At 30.0% G+C, this 15,912-nt stretch carries 19 protein-coding genes; 1 reads left to right on the top strand and 18 read right to left on the bottom strand.

The window, feature by feature from the left end:
• Window positions 1-36 precede the first annotated feature (36 nt).
• The 15 genes from AC5EAH_RS00855 to ulaG form a co-directional block, all read right to left on the bottom strand.
• A complete protein-coding gene (locus AC5EAH_RS00855) occupies window positions 37-690 on the bottom strand; it encodes a PoNe immunity protein domain-containing protein (protein WP_493492850.1) in 654 nt (217 codons plus the stop codon).
• 1 nt (window position 691) lies between these two features.
• Entirely contained in the window at window positions 692-1,366 is a 675-nt protein-coding gene (locus AC5EAH_RS00850) for a PoNe immunity protein domain-containing protein (protein ID WP_493492849.1), read from the bottom strand.
• An 8-nt stretch (window positions 1,367-1,374) separates the two neighbouring features.
• Window positions 1,375-2,043 carry a PoNe immunity protein domain-containing protein gene (locus tag AC5EAH_RS00845; protein WP_493492848.1) on the bottom strand — a complete coding sequence of 223 codons (669 nt, stop codon included), beginning with the start codon at window positions 2,041-2,043 and terminating at the stop codon, window positions 1,375-1,377.
• Between the two features lie 11 nt (window positions 2,044-2,054).
• Entirely contained in the window at window positions 2,055-3,845 is a 1,791-nt protein-coding gene (locus AC5EAH_RS00840; RefSeq protein WP_493492847.1) for a hypothetical protein, read from the bottom strand.
• A 17-nt stretch (window positions 3,846-3,862) separates the two neighbouring features.
• Complete coding sequence (locus AC5EAH_RS00835; protein ID WP_493492846.1) at window positions 3,863-4,207, bottom strand: hypothetical protein; 345 nt, start codon at window positions 4,205-4,207, stop codon at window positions 3,863-3,865.
• Window positions 4,197-4,847, bottom strand: a complete 651-nt coding sequence (locus AC5EAH_RS00830; RefSeq protein ID WP_493492845.1) for a DUF5081 family protein — start codon at window positions 4,845-4,847, stop codon at window positions 4,197-4,199. The genes AC5EAH_RS00835 and AC5EAH_RS00830 overlap by 11 nt, the downstream gene beginning before the upstream one ends.
• Window position 4,848: 1 nt before the next feature.
• Window positions 4,849-5,148, bottom strand: a complete 300-nt coding sequence (locus tag AC5EAH_RS00825; RefSeq protein WP_493492844.1) for a WXG100 family type VII secretion target — start codon at window positions 5,146-5,148, stop codon at window positions 4,849-4,851.
• Between the two features lies 1 nt (window position 5,149).
• Window positions 5,150-5,527: a hypothetical protein gene (locus tag AC5EAH_RS00820; RefSeq protein ID WP_493492843.1), complete on the bottom strand. Its 378-nt coding sequence runs from the start codon at window positions 5,525-5,527 to the stop codon at window positions 5,150-5,152.
• A 168-nt stretch (window positions 5,528-5,695) separates the two neighbouring features.
• The gene (locus AC5EAH_RS00815) at window positions 5,696-6,394 is read right to left on the bottom strand and encodes an L-ribulose-5-phosphate 4-epimerase (protein WP_493492882.1); all 699 of its coding nucleotides are present in this window, start codon (window positions 6,392-6,394) and stop codon (window positions 5,696-5,698) included.
• A 14-nt stretch (window positions 6,395-6,408) separates the two neighbouring features.
• Window positions 6,409-7,260: an L-ribulose-5-phosphate 3-epimerase gene (locus tag AC5EAH_RS00810; RefSeq protein WP_493492842.1), complete on the bottom strand. Its 852-nt coding sequence runs from the start codon at window positions 7,258-7,260 to the stop codon at window positions 6,409-6,411.
• A gap of 4 nt (window positions 7,261-7,264) precedes the next feature.
• Window positions 7,265-7,903 carry a 3-keto-L-gulonate-6-phosphate decarboxylase UlaD gene (locus tag AC5EAH_RS00805; protein ID WP_493492841.1) on the bottom strand — a complete coding sequence of 213 codons (639 nt, stop codon included), beginning with the start codon at window positions 7,901-7,903 and terminating at the stop codon, window positions 7,265-7,267.
• A gap of 14 nt (window positions 7,904-7,917) precedes the next feature.
• A complete protein-coding gene (locus AC5EAH_RS00800; protein WP_493492840.1) occupies window positions 7,918-8,202 on the bottom strand; it encodes a PTS sugar transporter subunit IIB in 285 nt (94 codons plus the stop codon).
• A gap of 44 nt (window positions 8,203-8,246) precedes the next feature.
• A complete protein-coding gene (locus AC5EAH_RS00795; protein ID WP_493492839.1) occupies window positions 8,247-9,743 on the bottom strand; it encodes a PTS sugar transporter subunit IIC in 1,497 nt (498 codons plus the stop codon).
• A gap of 4 nt (window positions 9,744-9,747) precedes the next feature.
• The gene (locus AC5EAH_RS00790; RefSeq protein WP_493492838.1) at window positions 9,748-10,197 is read right to left on the bottom strand and encodes a PTS sugar transporter subunit IIA; all 450 of its coding nucleotides are present in this window, start codon (window positions 10,195-10,197) and stop codon (window positions 9,748-9,750) included.
• Window positions 10,198-10,220: 23 nt separating this feature from the next.
• On the bottom strand, window positions 10,221-11,288 hold the full coding sequence (gene ulaG / locus AC5EAH_RS00785; RefSeq protein ID WP_493492837.1) for an L-ascorbate 6-phosphate lactonase: 1,068 nt from the start codon (window positions 11,286-11,288) through the stop codon (window positions 10,221-10,223).
• Window positions 11,289-11,474: 186 nt separating this feature from the next.
• On the opposite strand from ulaG, the gene AC5EAH_RS00780 reads away from it, so the two are divergent.
• Window positions 11,475-12,260 carry a DeoR/GlpR family DNA-binding transcription regulator gene (locus AC5EAH_RS00780; RefSeq protein WP_493492836.1) on the top strand — a complete coding sequence of 262 codons (786 nt, stop codon included), beginning with the start codon at window positions 11,475-11,477 and terminating at the stop codon, window positions 12,258-12,260.
• A gap of 97 nt (window positions 12,261-12,357) precedes the next feature.
• Here AC5EAH_RS00780 and AC5EAH_RS00775 read toward each other — a convergent pair whose 3' ends face one another.
• The 3 genes from AC5EAH_RS00775 to AC5EAH_RS00765 form a co-directional block, all read right to left on the bottom strand.
• Window positions 12,358-14,400 carry a YobI family P-loop NTPase gene (locus tag AC5EAH_RS00775; protein ID WP_493492835.1) on the bottom strand — a complete coding sequence of 681 codons (2,043 nt, stop codon included), beginning with the start codon at window positions 14,398-14,400 and terminating at the stop codon, window positions 12,358-12,360.
• Window positions 14,401-14,592: 192 nt separating this feature from the next.
• A complete protein-coding gene (locus AC5EAH_RS00770) occupies window positions 14,593-15,153 on the bottom strand; it encodes a hypothetical protein (protein ID WP_493492834.1) in 561 nt (186 codons plus the stop codon).
• 10 nt (window positions 15,154-15,163) lie between these two features.
• Window positions 15,164-15,907 carry an alpha/beta fold hydrolase gene (locus AC5EAH_RS00765; protein ID WP_493492833.1) on the bottom strand — a complete coding sequence of 248 codons (744 nt, stop codon included), beginning with the start codon at window positions 15,905-15,907 and terminating at the stop codon, window positions 15,164-15,166.
• Window positions 15,908-15,912 lie beyond the last annotated feature (5 nt).

Here is a 15,912-nt window from a genome sequence, read left to right as displayed (position 1 = left end):
GGTAAAACGCATTGTTTTTTACCAGCTTTACTTCTACTATACTAACATGTCATATGGAAAATATTCTAATCCTTCTAGCGCTTTATCTTCAATATTTTTAATCTTACACATTGCTGCTGTATCCCAGCTCCAATAACCTTCATATTGATCTGATGCTGTAATATGTCTATCATGCCAAGGTGCATCAGTATGTGTATAGTACCAAAAATATTGAGCATTAACTACGCTTTCTGCTGTATCTGTAATACGATTAGCATATTCAAATACTGAACGATAATTAGAAATTTTATTATAAAATAAATAAACCATAAAATATTCTAATAAGTCGTCTGTAATTTTCACTTTTTTAAAAACATGTTTTAAATCATCAATAAATTCTTCTTTACGCTCACTATATAATACACCAATCGCAAAATAATCTATAACTGTATAGATATCCGTATCTTTATTAAATGTACGCTTAAATTTATTTAAACTTTCTCTATAATAATGATAAATTTCTTCTTTGCTTTCACCTAAAGAATAACAAACATGAAACAATCTCATATTCATAACTGACAAATTTTCTGATTGCCCTGTATCACTTGCTAATATACGTGTGAATAAATTTTTACGTTTTGCTATATTAGTCGTCAATTGTTGCTTTAATGTTTCAAAATGTTCTTGATTCATATGTTGATCTCTTAACATACTATTGTCCTCCTTTATTTTGCACCAATAAATCATATGGAAAATATTCTAATTCTTTTAATTCTTCATCGTAAATACCTTTGATTTTACACACTGCCGCAGTATCCCAACTCCAATAGCCATCATAAGCATCTTCTGTTAAATGTGTATCATACCAAGGTGCATCCGCATGATCATAATACCAAAAACTCTGTGCTTCTTTTACACTTGCCACATCATCTTGAATAATATTCATATAGTCAAAAATCGAATGATGATAAGGTATAACTTTATCTTCAAATAAATAAGTCGCAAAATATTCGATAATACTATCTGTATTGACCATTCTTCGATACATTTCTTTTAAATCATCAATAAATTCATCTTTACGTTCGCTATACAATACACCTATCGCAAAATAATCTACTAATCTATATAATCCTGTACCTTCATAAATATTTTCTTTATTATAAAATACCATCTTTTTATAATATTCAAATATGTCATCGACTGAATCTCCAAGAGAATAACAAATTTTAAATAAAATCATATTTGTATAAGAAAGATGACTTAAGTAATTTTCCCATCGTTCTGGAATCACCCTGTCTCTATTATTTTCTCTTCTTAATCTTGATTGAATATAAAAAGTTTTTTGTTCATTGAAATAGTCTTCATCTTTATGTTTGTCTCTTAACATTTTTTCACCTACTTATTTTGTACCAATAAATCATATGGAAAATATTCTAATTCTTTTAATTCTTCATCATAAATGCCTTTGATTTTACATACTGCCGCAGTATCCCAACTCCAATAACCATAATAAGAATTTCTATCTCTCAAATGAGAATTATACCAAGGTGCATCCGCATGATCATAATACCAAAAACTCTGTGCTTTTTTAACACTGGCCACATCATATTGAATAAGATTCATGTAATCAAAAATTGAATGATGATAAGGTACAACTTTATCTTCAAATAAGTATGTCGCAAAATATTCAATAATACTATCTGTATTAACCATTCTTCTGTACATTTCTTTTAAATCATCAATAAATTCTGCTTTACGTTCACTATACAAGACACCTATCGCAAAATAATCTACTAATCTATATAGTCCAGTACCTTCATAAATATTTTCTTTATTATAAAATATCATTTTTTTATAATATTCAAATATGTCATCCACTGAATCCCCTAAAGAATAACAAATTTCGAATAAAATTTGATTGTCATGTGCTAAATTACTAAAATACGTACTCATATTATCTTCCGGTATTTCATCACGATAACTCTCTCTACGTTGATTTGATTTCATAATAAATGTTTTTCTTGCCAAAAAATATGCTTCATCTTTATGTTTGTCTCTTAACATCTCTTTTCTCCTTATGGTTTTATAATTTGTGCCGCTTCATCTAATTGATTAATACTAATATTACCATTACGTCTGATTTTCACTAAATGATATATTATTTGTTTTTTATCCATCGCTAATTTAATCATATCCCATTGTTCTTCATCCACTGCATCTTTCAATCTATAGTCTATCCATTCTTTATCCATCTGTTTACCGATTTTTTCACCATTTTTTTTGAGATAACTTAGGCGACTGGTGCCGTATTTGGCTTCGGCGATAATGTAGGCGGGGTGAGCGTTGGGATTATAATAAATGCCATCTATGCCTAGATGTGTTTTATCATCTAGAGTTAAAACCATGTCTTTACTTATGCGTTCATACCCCATTTGTCGATAAATTTCATCTTGACTCATTTCTCCGTAATTACCTTTATTTAAGTTATTGATTAAAAATCGTCTTCGTTCATTAACGTCTATGACAATCTCTCTTTGATTATCAATCATTTCTTTAGTATGTATTTTTTCATAAACGGGATGATAATTTCTTGTTAATGCACGCTCATGCCATTCTTCCTTAGTAAAATATTCAATATAATTGTTTCTTTGAACTACTTTATCAATCGTTTTATTTTCTAAGTTTTTCAAATATAAACTTGCTTGATCTAATTGATTCAATTCATATTCATTTGAAACCAGTGCATTTTCTGGTGTTGTGACAATTGGATCATTTAATGACAAAGATTTAATAAATGCATTAGTTTTGTCTACAACTACTTTAGTTTTGTGAGATGTATCAATAATTGCTTCATCTATAAAATTATTGACATGACCTTTAAATGCTTCTGTTTGTTTTACTAAATGTTGATTAATATTTTGTAAACTTTCCTTTGATTGTTCTCCTAATCGTTTAAGATTTTGAGAAGTACTCTCGTTTAATACTTTAAAATTCAATTGATCAAAACTGCTTTTATTTAATAAAACTTGTTCTGATTTGGCTAAATATTTAGCAACAGGTAAAACATCAATAACACTTAAGCTAGCTCTTATAACACGTTCTGTATCATCTAATTCTCTACCTGTTGTCCAGTCTTGACCAGATAAAGATGAAGTCAACTCTAGACCTATAATAGTCGTACCTAATACTGCACCTGCTGGGGGACAAAAGACAGTTAATATAACAACACCTGCTGTTAAAACAATGTCTCGCCACATTTCTAATTCTTGTTGTTCATCTGTGTGCGAATGATAAACAAACGCATGGCTCAATAAACTTGAATGTAAATAATCTTGTTCTGATAACTTCTCACCAGTTACTTTTTTATACATTTGATAATTCATTTTTAATTGCTTTTGATATGGATTATCTAAATAGTAAATATCTTTTACCGTGATTGTTTCAGGACGTACTTTTCTAGTCATACCTGTGCCAGCAGAATAAACAACTTCAGTACGTTGATAACCAATTGTATTTTTAACAGTAAAATTGTTAATATTTAAAGCTTCTAATTTATCACCTACTTTATCCATAGCTTCTTTAAATGGTCTATCTATTTTATTGTCAACATACTGTTCTACATTAACTGCATAATGTTGTAATTTCCCTAATTTGTTTTGTAAGTCATTGGCGTAGGACACTTCATCATTCACACGATAATCACAAACGCCATCTGTATCTTCTGATTTTATGAGTGATTGAATTTCTTGTGACATTGTCACAATTTCATTAATACGATAAACATAATTAGGATAACTGATCACATGACTTAAAGCTTCATTTGCTTTACGCCATTTACTTGTATTCAAATCAACATTTTTCCCCATCATCTACCTCCTAACCATTACCTCTGTCTTAATTTTTGTAAATTGTTAATCAATGGACTAGTTGTCGTTAAACTACGATAAAATGTTTGTGCTAATTGTTGATCTTGTTCTAACCAACTTGTCATCACCACATAAATTTGATCACATGCTCGATGATACAATTCTCCTATTTCAGTCATCTTATTAAGTATTAGAGGATATTGTTCTAATGCTTTACCACCTTCTCCACCTTCATAATATCTAATTTGACCTAATTCATTCAAAGCAGGTGTAATAATTGTATCAAAAATAACATATAGATTGGTCATTTTGGTCATTAATTGTTCTAGTTCATTGACATTAATAAGAATTTCATTTGACATTAAAATGTGCCTCCTCAAAAGGAATATGTAACCAAGTATATACTTGTTTTAAAAAATAATGTTGACTGAATTGGTATAATTGATCATTTTTCACATCTTCACCTAACAATGTGCCCTTGTAATTAAAAAATAACCAACTATCATAATCTGATTTATCCCTATCATAATGATGAATTGCTGCAACTAAATTTACTTCATCCAATTGAGATTGAGAAGTCTGCTTTTTTAAAAAAGTCGTTTCATTCGTATCAGCTTGTCTAAGAAATAACTCTGGAAATTGTCGATTCATTAAATTTAATAATGCTAAAGGTAACAATCTGAATAACATATACTTATCATCAACTGTTGTCGCGATAACAATAGCTTCTTTATTAGTAAAAGCAATATTAAAATTATTAATAACTGTTAATTCTTTAGATAGATAATAAGCTTTTAATAATTCTATAACTACGTAACCATCGTAATTTAAATCACCGTTTTCATCTATTAAACCTTTAGCTAATAGTTCTTGAAATGCCTCTTGCCATATATCTGATGAAGGAATTTTCAAATCTTCTAAAGAAGGTAAACCTACTAAAATTTTACCATCAAAAGTACTTGCTAAAAAATATAATTCATAAATAGTAAATGTTTTTGTCATGTTATAATCCCCTGATTTCTTCTATTTCTGAAGAATTATTATAATTATCAATATTATTCTTTAAAGTGTCTAATGCTTCATTGTGTTGTTTCATAATATCATTAAATTGTTGATGATATTGTACAATTAATGATAAATAAGCTTGAAATGATTCTTTTGTTTGACCTTTCCATTGACTACTATTTAACATAGCTTGTAAATCTTGTGCTTCTTGTAATGCCTGTTCTAAATTATGATAAATAGTATTTGATAAGGTTATTGCTTGTGTCAATTCATTATTTTTAATTCTTAAGTCACCCATCTTAATTATCCTCCATCTCACGTTTTTTACGTGCTTCTAATGCTTTCATTTTGGTATCTTCTTCTACTTTATGACAATAATATAAATATCTATCATAAGCAGCCTCTTTCGCACAATTAATTTGACGATAATCAGATTTTTGATGATCAAGTATTGTTTCTAATTGAACTCTAACATGACGCTCACTTGATATAAAAATATCTTCTGGTATTACTGTGCCATCAAACATTGGCATACTATTACCATATGCTTCTAATGTTTCTTCTAATTTTTTTAACTCACTTTTAAACATATCTTGTTTTTCTTGTAATTGATCATAAAGTTGTTTATATCTCATCTTTTGTTGTTCATGATGTGTCGCCATTAAAGTTTCAAACATAACTAATACCTCTATATAATTTAAATATCTAATTATATATATTATAACTCAAAATACTTTGTTTGGGTGATATTTTGAGTTATAAAATACAAATATTTATCAATAATTAAAGAAAGAGAATGCCTAAGCATTCTCTTTTAATGTAAAAATTATAATTTATTATTAAAGTTATTTTTTCTGACCGTAATAAGCATTGGCACCATGTTTACGATAATAGTGTTTATCTAAAATGTATTGTGGTAATGGTGTTGCTTGTGGTGAGACTTGTTCAGTCACTAAAGCCATATGACAAATTTCGTCTAATACTAAACTGTTTTCAATTGCTTTTTGTGGTGTTGTACCCCATGTGAATGGGCCATGACCATGAACTAAGACACCTGGTACTGCTAACGGATCTAAGTTTTTCTCGTTGAATAATTCAACAATGACTTCACCCGTATTCACTTCATAAGCTTTGTCTACTTCTTCATTTGTTAAATAACGTGCTAATGGCACTGGTCCATAAAATGTATCTGCATGTGTTGTACCATATACTGGTAATTCTCTACCAGCCTGTGACCAACATACAGCATATTTACTATGTGTATGTACCACAGAATTAACATCTTTAAATTCACGATATAATACAACATGTGTTGGTAAATCTGATGATGGACGATATTCAGAATCAATTGGGTTACCTTCTAAATCTGTAACGACCATTTGATCAGCTGTCATCACACTATAATCTACACCACTAGGTTTAATAACAATCACACCTAGTTCACGATTAATTTCACTAACATTACCCCAAGTCAACTGTACTAATCCCCATTTAGGTAATTGTATATTTGCTTGGTAAACACGTTCTTTCATTTCTTGAATAATTTGTTCACGTGACATTAATAGCCCGCCTCCTTCAATATTGGTTGTAAGAATGCTTGTGCCTCTTTAATACGTTCTAACGGCTCAGCATCTACTTCACTCCACATTTCGATTAAGAAAGTACCTTCATAACCTAATCGTTTTAATGTTTTCAAACAACCTAAGAAATCGACATCACCTTCGCCAAAAGGTACATTTTTAAATTGACCAGCAAAAGTATCTGTTACATTTTTAGTATCTTTAATATGTACAGCAACAATATTTTCAATACCTAATTCTAATTCATATCCTGGATTATTTTCTGGCCATGCAGATAAATTACCTAAATCTGGATAAGCTTGTAACCATGGTGAAGGAATTTGTGACTTAATTTCTCTAAATTTTGTTAATGAATTAATGAATGGATCATCCATAATTTCAATTGATAACATAATTTGTTTTGCCGCTGCCATTTGTACAGCTAATTTTAAGTTTTCGATAAATCTTTCACGTGATAATACTGTTTTATCTTCATAGTAAACATCATATCCCGCTAATTGAATATTTCTTACACCTAATTTTTCTGCTAAATTAATAGCTTTTTGCATCATTTCTAAAGCAATTTGACGTTTTTCTGGATCTTTTGAACCGAATGGGTAACGTCTATGACCACTTAAACAAATTGAATAAATTCTAACGCCCGTTGTTTCCATCGTACGATTAACTTGAGCAATTTCTTCGTTTGTCCAATCTAATCGACTTAAACGTTCGTCTGTTTCATCAATTGACATTTCCACAAATTGAAAACCTAATTGTTGTGCATATTCTAAACGTTGTTGCCATGAAATATCTTTAGGTAGTGCTTTTTCATATATTCCAAAATTGACCATGTGCTTATCCCCATATTTCTCGAATTTTATCTTTAAACGCTCTTGCAGCTAATGCTGGATTTTCTGCTTCTGTAATACCACGACCTGCGATAAATGTATAAACATCAATACCTTTAAATAATTCTAATGTATCTACATCTAAACCACCTGTTACAGATACTCTGAAGCCCATTTCCACTAATTTTTTAACTTTAGCTAAATCTTTTTCGCCCCATGTTTCACCTGCTAACAGTGCATCACGACTTTGGTGATAAATCGCTTGGCTAATACCTGCATCTAACCATTGTTGTGCGTGTTCGTAAGTCCAGTCACCGTATAATTCTACTTGAATTTCTTCAACTTCTTTAGCAGCAACTTTCATTGTTGCAATTGTTGCTGAACAAATACATGTCATCCAGTTAGCACCACGTTGTGCACAGTTTTTTGCTACTGTACCACCTGCATCAGCACATTTTGTATCTGCTACGATAATTTTATCAGGAAATAGTCGACGTAATGTTGTTACAACTTCGCCACCTACTTCTAATAATAAAACTGTTCCAGCTTCGATAATATCAACTTCGTTACCTACTGATACAGCAGCTGCTACTGCATCAGGTGCATTAGAATGGTCTAATGCAACTTGTAAATTTGGAATACCCATGACACTAAGTCCTCCTATTGAATACCGTTTTCTGCTAATTTTTCTGTAATTTCTTTTTCTGATAATAAGTTTTGTAAACCAATTACTTTTGTATTTGGTAAATCTAAACCACTAAATACGTCTAATAATGATACTGAACAAAAAACAACGTCATAGCTTTTTGCTAATGATTTTGCTTCAGAAACTGCACAGTGGTGAATTTCTAATGGCACACCGATTTTTCTAAATACATTTGTAATTTTCATTTTAATAATTTGGCTTGAACCCATTCCGCTACCACATGCTGCTAATACTTTCATTATTGTTCTCCTTTTTTTATGTCATTTATAATTTGATTATACTATTAATTTGCATTTTTCGCTTCTAAATAAGCTTCATAATCTTCTGCTATTGTGAAATAATGTTGTTTATTTTTACGATATTGTAATTGTGGGATAATTAATAATGATACAAAGATAATCCCTAAACCAAGGTAACCTGCATGTTTCATTAATAAACCATAACCTACCCATAATGTATCCCAGTCAAAGTTACCGTGCCATCCACCGTAAGCTGCTAATCCGAATAGGAAAGCTGCTAAGGCACCACCTAATACTTGAATTACACCTGAGGCAAATGTTAATACTGTTGCTGCTCTTAAACCACCACGGTGATTTGCATAAACTGCGAATGTTGCATTATCGAAGAATACTGGTACGAAACCTGTAATAATTAATACTGGACTCTTGAATACTAATAACCCAATAATAGCCACAACTTGACCAAGTACCCCGAATAAGAAACCGATTGTTACAGCATTAGCTGGACCAAAACCATAAACGGCAGCACAGTCAATCGCTGGCATAGACCCTGGTAATAATTTATTAGAAATTCCATGGAATGATTCAGATAATTCTGATACGAACATTCTAATACCTAATTGTAAAATTTGGACATACACTGTAAATGTTAGTGCCACTTTTAAAATATAGAAGAAGAAATCATCTGTTTCTTTTAACGTTGCCATTTTAAGTGTTTTAATACCATTACCAATTTCTTGACCGTCAATTGATACTAAATAATCTTTACCTAATACAAATAGGATAATACCAAAGAAAACAACCATTAAAATAGATGTCGCAACGATACTTTCTTTGAAAATTGATAAGAAACCTGGTAATTCTAATTCTTCAATTTTTTTAGCTTTTTTACTAGAGAATTTACCTGCTAATTTATCAACAATCCATATACCAAACATTTGTTGGTGACCGATCGCAAAACCACCACCTTGTGTTAAATCTTGTGTCACTTCTACTGTTAAGTTAGATGCTACAGCCCAATATAGACCTAATAACACACCTAAAATTAATAAGAATAATGTATCTGCCATATTTGGTAATGTAAAAGCTAATAACCAAGTTGCTGTAGCAGATTGTTGTACCATGATGTGCCCCGTAATAAACACTGTTCTAACTTTAGTGTATTTGCGTAAAATAACTAAAAGTAAATTAGTTAAGAAAGCAACTAATAATACCATTAATGTTAAACTCGTTGCACGACCAGCATCTTTCAATGCTGCCTCAGCAGCTGCTTGACCAAAATAAGGGTCAATAACTGTTGCTGATAGTTTAAATCTATCACCTAAAGCAAATAGAATGGGACGAAAGTTATTTACTAATCCACCCGCTGCAACATTTAAAATCATATAACCTACAACTGCTTTTGTAAAACCAGCTAAAGCATCATACCATTTTTTACCTAATAGCAAGTAACCAATTAATACTAAGAAACCTACGAAAAATTCTGGTTTTGTTAAAATATTAGCTTGGAAAAATTGCCACACGCTAAGAATAAAACTCATAATATTAGTTACCTATTCCTTCCTGGATTTTTTCTAAATCCGCTTTACTGCGTGCATTAATAAATGCTTCTACAGTTTCTTCTGATTCGATTAATCCAACCAGTTCTGATAAGTTTACTAAATGTTTTTCGTTATCAGTTGATGCTAATACGAAAAACAAATGTGGTTGATATTCAGTTCCTGGACCAAAATCAACGGCTACTTCACAATTCATGAAACCAACAGCTGTTTCTTTTACCCCTTTACCTTCTTGTGCATGAGGGATACAAATTTCTGGTGCAATAACAATGTAAGGACCAAATTCATGAACATTGTTAATAATATATTGTGGATAGTCTGGTTCAATAATTCCTTTGTCTAATAATGGTTGACAAGCTTCACGAATAGCATCTTCCCAACTATCGAACTTCGTTTGAAAACTAAATAATTCTCTATCAATAATTTGTTTTAACATCGCTCTTCTCCTGTGATTAAATATTATAGGAATGATGGGAATGGTACATCATTTTCTTTACTAAATGCATCTTCAAAACCGCGATAGAAGTTAAATTCTAATTTGTTCGTATCTTGAGGATAGTTGTATTGACCACCTACTTGCCAAATAAATGGACGGAAGCCATATTGTAAACGATCTTTTTTCATTTTCCATAATTCAATAATTTCATCAGTATCTGCCATAAAGTTTGTCCAGATATCGTGGTGAACTGGAATAACTACTTTAGCATTTAAGCATTCAGCCATACGTAAAATATCTACTGATGTCATTTTATCTGTAATACCACGTGGGTTTTCACCAAATGCACCTAAACATACATCAATTTTATGTTCATTACCGTGTTTAGCAAACATATTTGAGAAGTGTGAATCACCTGCATGGTAAATGTTACCACCTGATGTTTTGAATAAGTAGTTTACTGCGATATCATCCATATCTTGTGGCATTTTACCTTTTAATTCGTACTCTGGGTCACCTTCCCAAGTGACTAATGCCGTACGGTCAAATGCTTCTAATGCAAGCACTTCAATATCTTTAATTTTAACACTTTCATTAGGACATAAAATAACTGTTTTATCTTCTGGCACACCCCATTTTAACCATGTTTCAACAACTGCTTTTGGCCCTACAAATTTTGCATCTGGACAATTTTTATATACTGCTGCTGCTGTGTTAATGTCTAAGTGGTCTGAGTGAATGTGTGTTACAACTAAAGCATCTACATTTTTAATTTCAAACGGATCTAATACAAAGGGTTGATTACGTAAGTTAGGTTGCATTTTATTTACACCACTCATACGCATCATTTGATGTCCTTGTTTCATATTACCACTACCATGTGTTCGTTTTCCAGTACCTGTCCATAAATCACATAAAATATTTGTATTTTGATCTGATTTAAGCCAAATACCTGTACAACCTAACCACCACATCGCAAAAGAATTTGATTCAACTTTTGCATCACGAATTTCTTCGTTTAACCAAGTTCCCCATTCTGGAAAAGTTTCTTTTAACCATGTATCTTTTGTTACATCTTCAATTGTTCTCATTTGATCTCCTCCTGATAAGTAATTTAAAATAATTACACTTATATCATATCTTACTTTTGTATCGCTTACAATACCGTTATACGTTCGTTTATTTAGTTTTTTATATTTTAAGTGCGTTTAATTTTCTATTGAAAAGTTTATACGGTCGTTTTATAATAAAAAGAACATATATAAGGAGTATTAAAAATGAAGCGTTCTATGCAAGAAGTCGAAAATCGTCGCCATAAAATTGTAATTTTATTAGATAATGCTTTAAACAAGCAATTATGCGTAGCTGATTTAGCATCAGCATTAAATGTATCCGTGATGACGATGCGTCGTGATCTAACACGTTTAGATCGCATGGGTATAATAGAAAGACTACACGGCAAAGCACGATTAATTAGTCAACCTAAAAATGAAGGTGACACAAATAACTATCATTTAGAACAGATTAAATATGCTATCGCTAAAAAGGCAGCAACTTTCATCAAATCAGATATGACTGTTTTTATGAACACAGGTAGCACCGCCTTAAACACCGTAGATTTTTTAAAAGAACTACCCGTGACCGTTATTACAAATAATTTAAATATGAGTCATAAACCGATGCATCCACGCTCAACAATTATTTTACTCGGTGGTGAAATACTATTTCCAAAAGCCGCCCTAGTCGGTGAACTCGCAGCCGAATCATTAAAACATATTCAAGCTAATATTTGTATTATGAGTTGTTCTGGTTTAAGTGTTCATGAAGGCATTACTACAGGTGATTTTCGAGAATCAAAAATCAATCGTTTAATGATTGAACGTTGTAGCGGACTAGTTATCGTCGTTGCCGATTATCGAAAAATAGGTACCAATGCTAATTTCTCCATTGCCGCCTTAAACGCCATCGACATACTCATTACAGATGTTTATGCCGATCCACAAATCATCAAACAAATAGAAAAACAAGGCATTAAAGTTATCCAAGTAGATTATCAAATGTAAAACACGCCCCCTGCCAAATACGGCAAGGGGCGTGTTGAATATGGGGAGTAGTTTGAATCTTTGACAAAGAGTGTTGATGAATAAAATTCGATAAGGTTTAGACATAATACATCATTTCTTTTAAATCTTCCAACAATTCGACATCTCCTGATATGCTATCTTCATATTTTTCAATAAAATAAGGATATTTATCTTTAGCTGTCTTCAATAAGTTTATTATAGCTTCTTTGTCTCTATCCTTTGATTTAAACATTGCTTTTAATAAACTATAATTTAAAATAGTTTCTTTTTTAAAATCTTCTGAATCTAATAATTTTAAAATATTATTTAAATCGTTTGACTCTAAATCATCCAAATTCAAATTCAAATCGAAATATAATTTTTTTCCATCATTCAAGATATTATTAATAAAGATTTCTTTATTACTAATTACATCACGATAGGATATATCACATTTATATTTTTCTTCCTGTATATATCCATAATCCATCAATTTATTTAATAACCTCATATTTTTATCCTTCGTATTTTCACTAATCATATATTCTTGAGCTGATTTATTATTTATTCTTATACTTTCTTCATAAAAATATTCTTCTAACTCCTGTTGTTCTTCAGAAGAATCTCTTTTAGATACATGATCACTTGTGTCATTTTCCGCATCGTAAATTTGTTTCTCACGTTCTTTTCTTTCTTCATTAATTCTTTCAAATTCTTGAATNTCTAACTCCTGTTGTTCTTCAGAAGAATCTCTTTTAGATACATGATCACTTGTGTCATTTTCCGCATCGTAAATTTGTTTCTCACGTTCTTTTCTTTCTTCATTAATTCTTTCAAATTCTTGAATTCTTTCTTCATTAATTCTTTCAAATTCTTGAATTCTTTTTTCATTAATTCTTTCAAATTCTTGATCAATCATTTCAATAAGTCTATCTATGGACTTATTAAAAATATGTTTTAAAGCAATTAAAGAAAATAAATTATTATTATCAAAATATTCATTTCTATAATTTACTGTAATTAATTGTTTTTTGTATACACAATATTCATTATATATATTATATATTGTTCTCATATCATCTATATATACACTAATTAAACGCAACAATTTTTTATCTATTAAATCTGATTCATTACTTTCTTGCTCTTCATGTACCATTTGATTTTCATTATTTGATTTATTAAACAATTCTTCAAATAAATCATAAGAATTTGATGCTGTTGCATGTGATATTACTGGTATAATTATATCAAAAAATTTAATTCGCTCTTTAGTACTTTCAAATAAATCATCGTGAATACAATAAATAAATTTAAAGTGTGTATTTTTTCTAGAAAGTTTATAGTTTAATTTAATATTTAATTCACGTAATTTATTAAATATATCTAATCGTTCAAATCTATCTAAATCCTCTATAATTAAAATTTCTTTTTGTGATTTTTCTAATAAGTAAATAACTTCATCTGCATATTTTTCAAATATTTCATCATTTTCATTATTTATTTCAGCTTCAATATTATTAGATTTTAAAGTAATTTTTGTAAACCTTACATATTTTAAAAAATAATATATACTGAAGAGAAAGGTAGAAAACATAACAAATAACGTACAAAAAAACATTGGTTTTACAAAGTTCATAATTTTTATTTTTTGTATTAAACTTATAAAGTATTGTATCGTAGAATTTACAAAATCTTCGTTTTTAAACAAAAAATATAAGATTATCATTGTAATTGTCACAAATATATTAGCCATTATATATTTTTCAAACCAAAAAAACTCTTTCTTTGTTTTAAAGTTTGTTAATGGAACCTTTTTTTCGTCAATTTGATACAAAATTTGATTGATAATATTCCGTTCGATATCAACTAAATCTTCTTTATTTTCTTCTATGCTTTTATTCGATTGTTTAAAATTCGCTAGTGAAACATATAAAACTTTATCTTTATAATCACATTTATCATGTTTAAAATATGTTTCTATAATAGAACTCTTCCCACTCCCATAACCACCTGATAAAGCAATATTTTTAATATTTTTATTTGATAAAGCTTGATCTAAAAATTCTCTATAATAAAATTTTTCATCTTTTATAATTATAGGTGATAAAGGATACAATTTTGATATAGTATTAGACATAAAAACCCCCAAAAGTATTTCAATAGTTATTTTAATAATCACTATAATATATTATGTTAAGATGTTCAATATAATAAACAAAAATAAAATAAATAATGATCTAAACCTTATCAAATTTTGTTCATCAACACGCTTTGACAAAGAACCATTAAAAGCACCTATGAATGTTTACCATTCATAGGTGCTTTTTACTTACTCTTCTTCTTGTTGTAAAATCTCTTGTGTGGCATTATCCACAGTGACTTCTTTTGTTTCTGTTGGGGTTTGTATAGTGATAAATGTTTGATCATTGCCACTGACTGCTGTCATATACCATTTAGTAATCTTGGCATTTTTATCATTTTCTATGGCTACTTCTTGTATGTGTTTTGAATTGTATATTGATGTGTCGTCTAGTGGGATGTAATATTCACCTTCCGCCACTGCTGCTTCTGATTCTTGTGTTAATTTTTGTGTGTGACTATCATAAATTAAATGATAAACCATTGTGTTATCAGAGGCTTCTATTTTATAAATTGGTTTTGTGATGTCATCTACTGCGATTTCACTAATGAATGCTGTGGGATAATTTTGTTGAAATACTTCTAATAAATTCTCCAATGTATGTTCATGTGCTTCATGCTGAGATGAAGTAACTTGTTGTACTTTTGAAGTGGGTTCTTTAGTCGCTTCACTATCAAATTTTATTGTTGAACAACCGACTAATGTTGTTGATAAAATGATAGATGCTGTAAGAATTAATGATTTTTTCATAGTTTCTCCTTTACAAATGTTGTAATAAAAAATCTGCAACTTGAATTTTAATATCTTGTTTGACGCGATGTCCTCGACCTGCTGTTTTATTAAATGTAATATCTATTTGTGAATTAACCTTTTGAATAAATTCTGCTGTTAAGTGATAAGGTACGACACGATCAAGACGATCATGCCAGAAAAATAATGACTTATGGCTAATCATCTCTAGATGTTGTGATAAATCGTATTTAGTAAGTTGGTACGTTAATTGTGTTAATAGCGTGTCTGGTAAAGTCGCCAATTGTTCGGCATTCGCTTTATCTATTAAATAATGTGAAAAGTTAACGAGTTGTGGTGAACCCATTAATATGGCGGCTGTTTTTATCCAATCATATTGTGTTAATGCGGCACAAGTAATAATGCCACCCATAGACATACCCGTAACAGCTATTCTATTTAAATCAATTAATTGTTGCTCATTTAAATAATCGACTAATTGTGGTAATTCTTGGACGGTTTGAATAACAATATCAAAAAAATCCTGTTCTGTAATTTGTGTTTCTTGACGTTCACCATGTCCAGTAACATCTGGTACAATCACACGATAACCTTTTTTAGCGATTTCATAAGCATCTATTAATTGCTCTTCTTTACTATTTTGCCAACCGTGATAAACAAAAACAGTCGGTAATTTATCTTGTATTAATGTATCATCTACGACTGTTAAATAAGGTATATTAGCTAAGCGATCATGTTTTATTATAATACCCATATTAA

The sequence above is a fragment of the Staphylococcus sp. B1(2026) genome (assembly GCF_058895785.1).
Note: the sequence above shows the minus strand (reverse complement) of the source record. Positions and strands in the feature narration are given on the sequence as shown.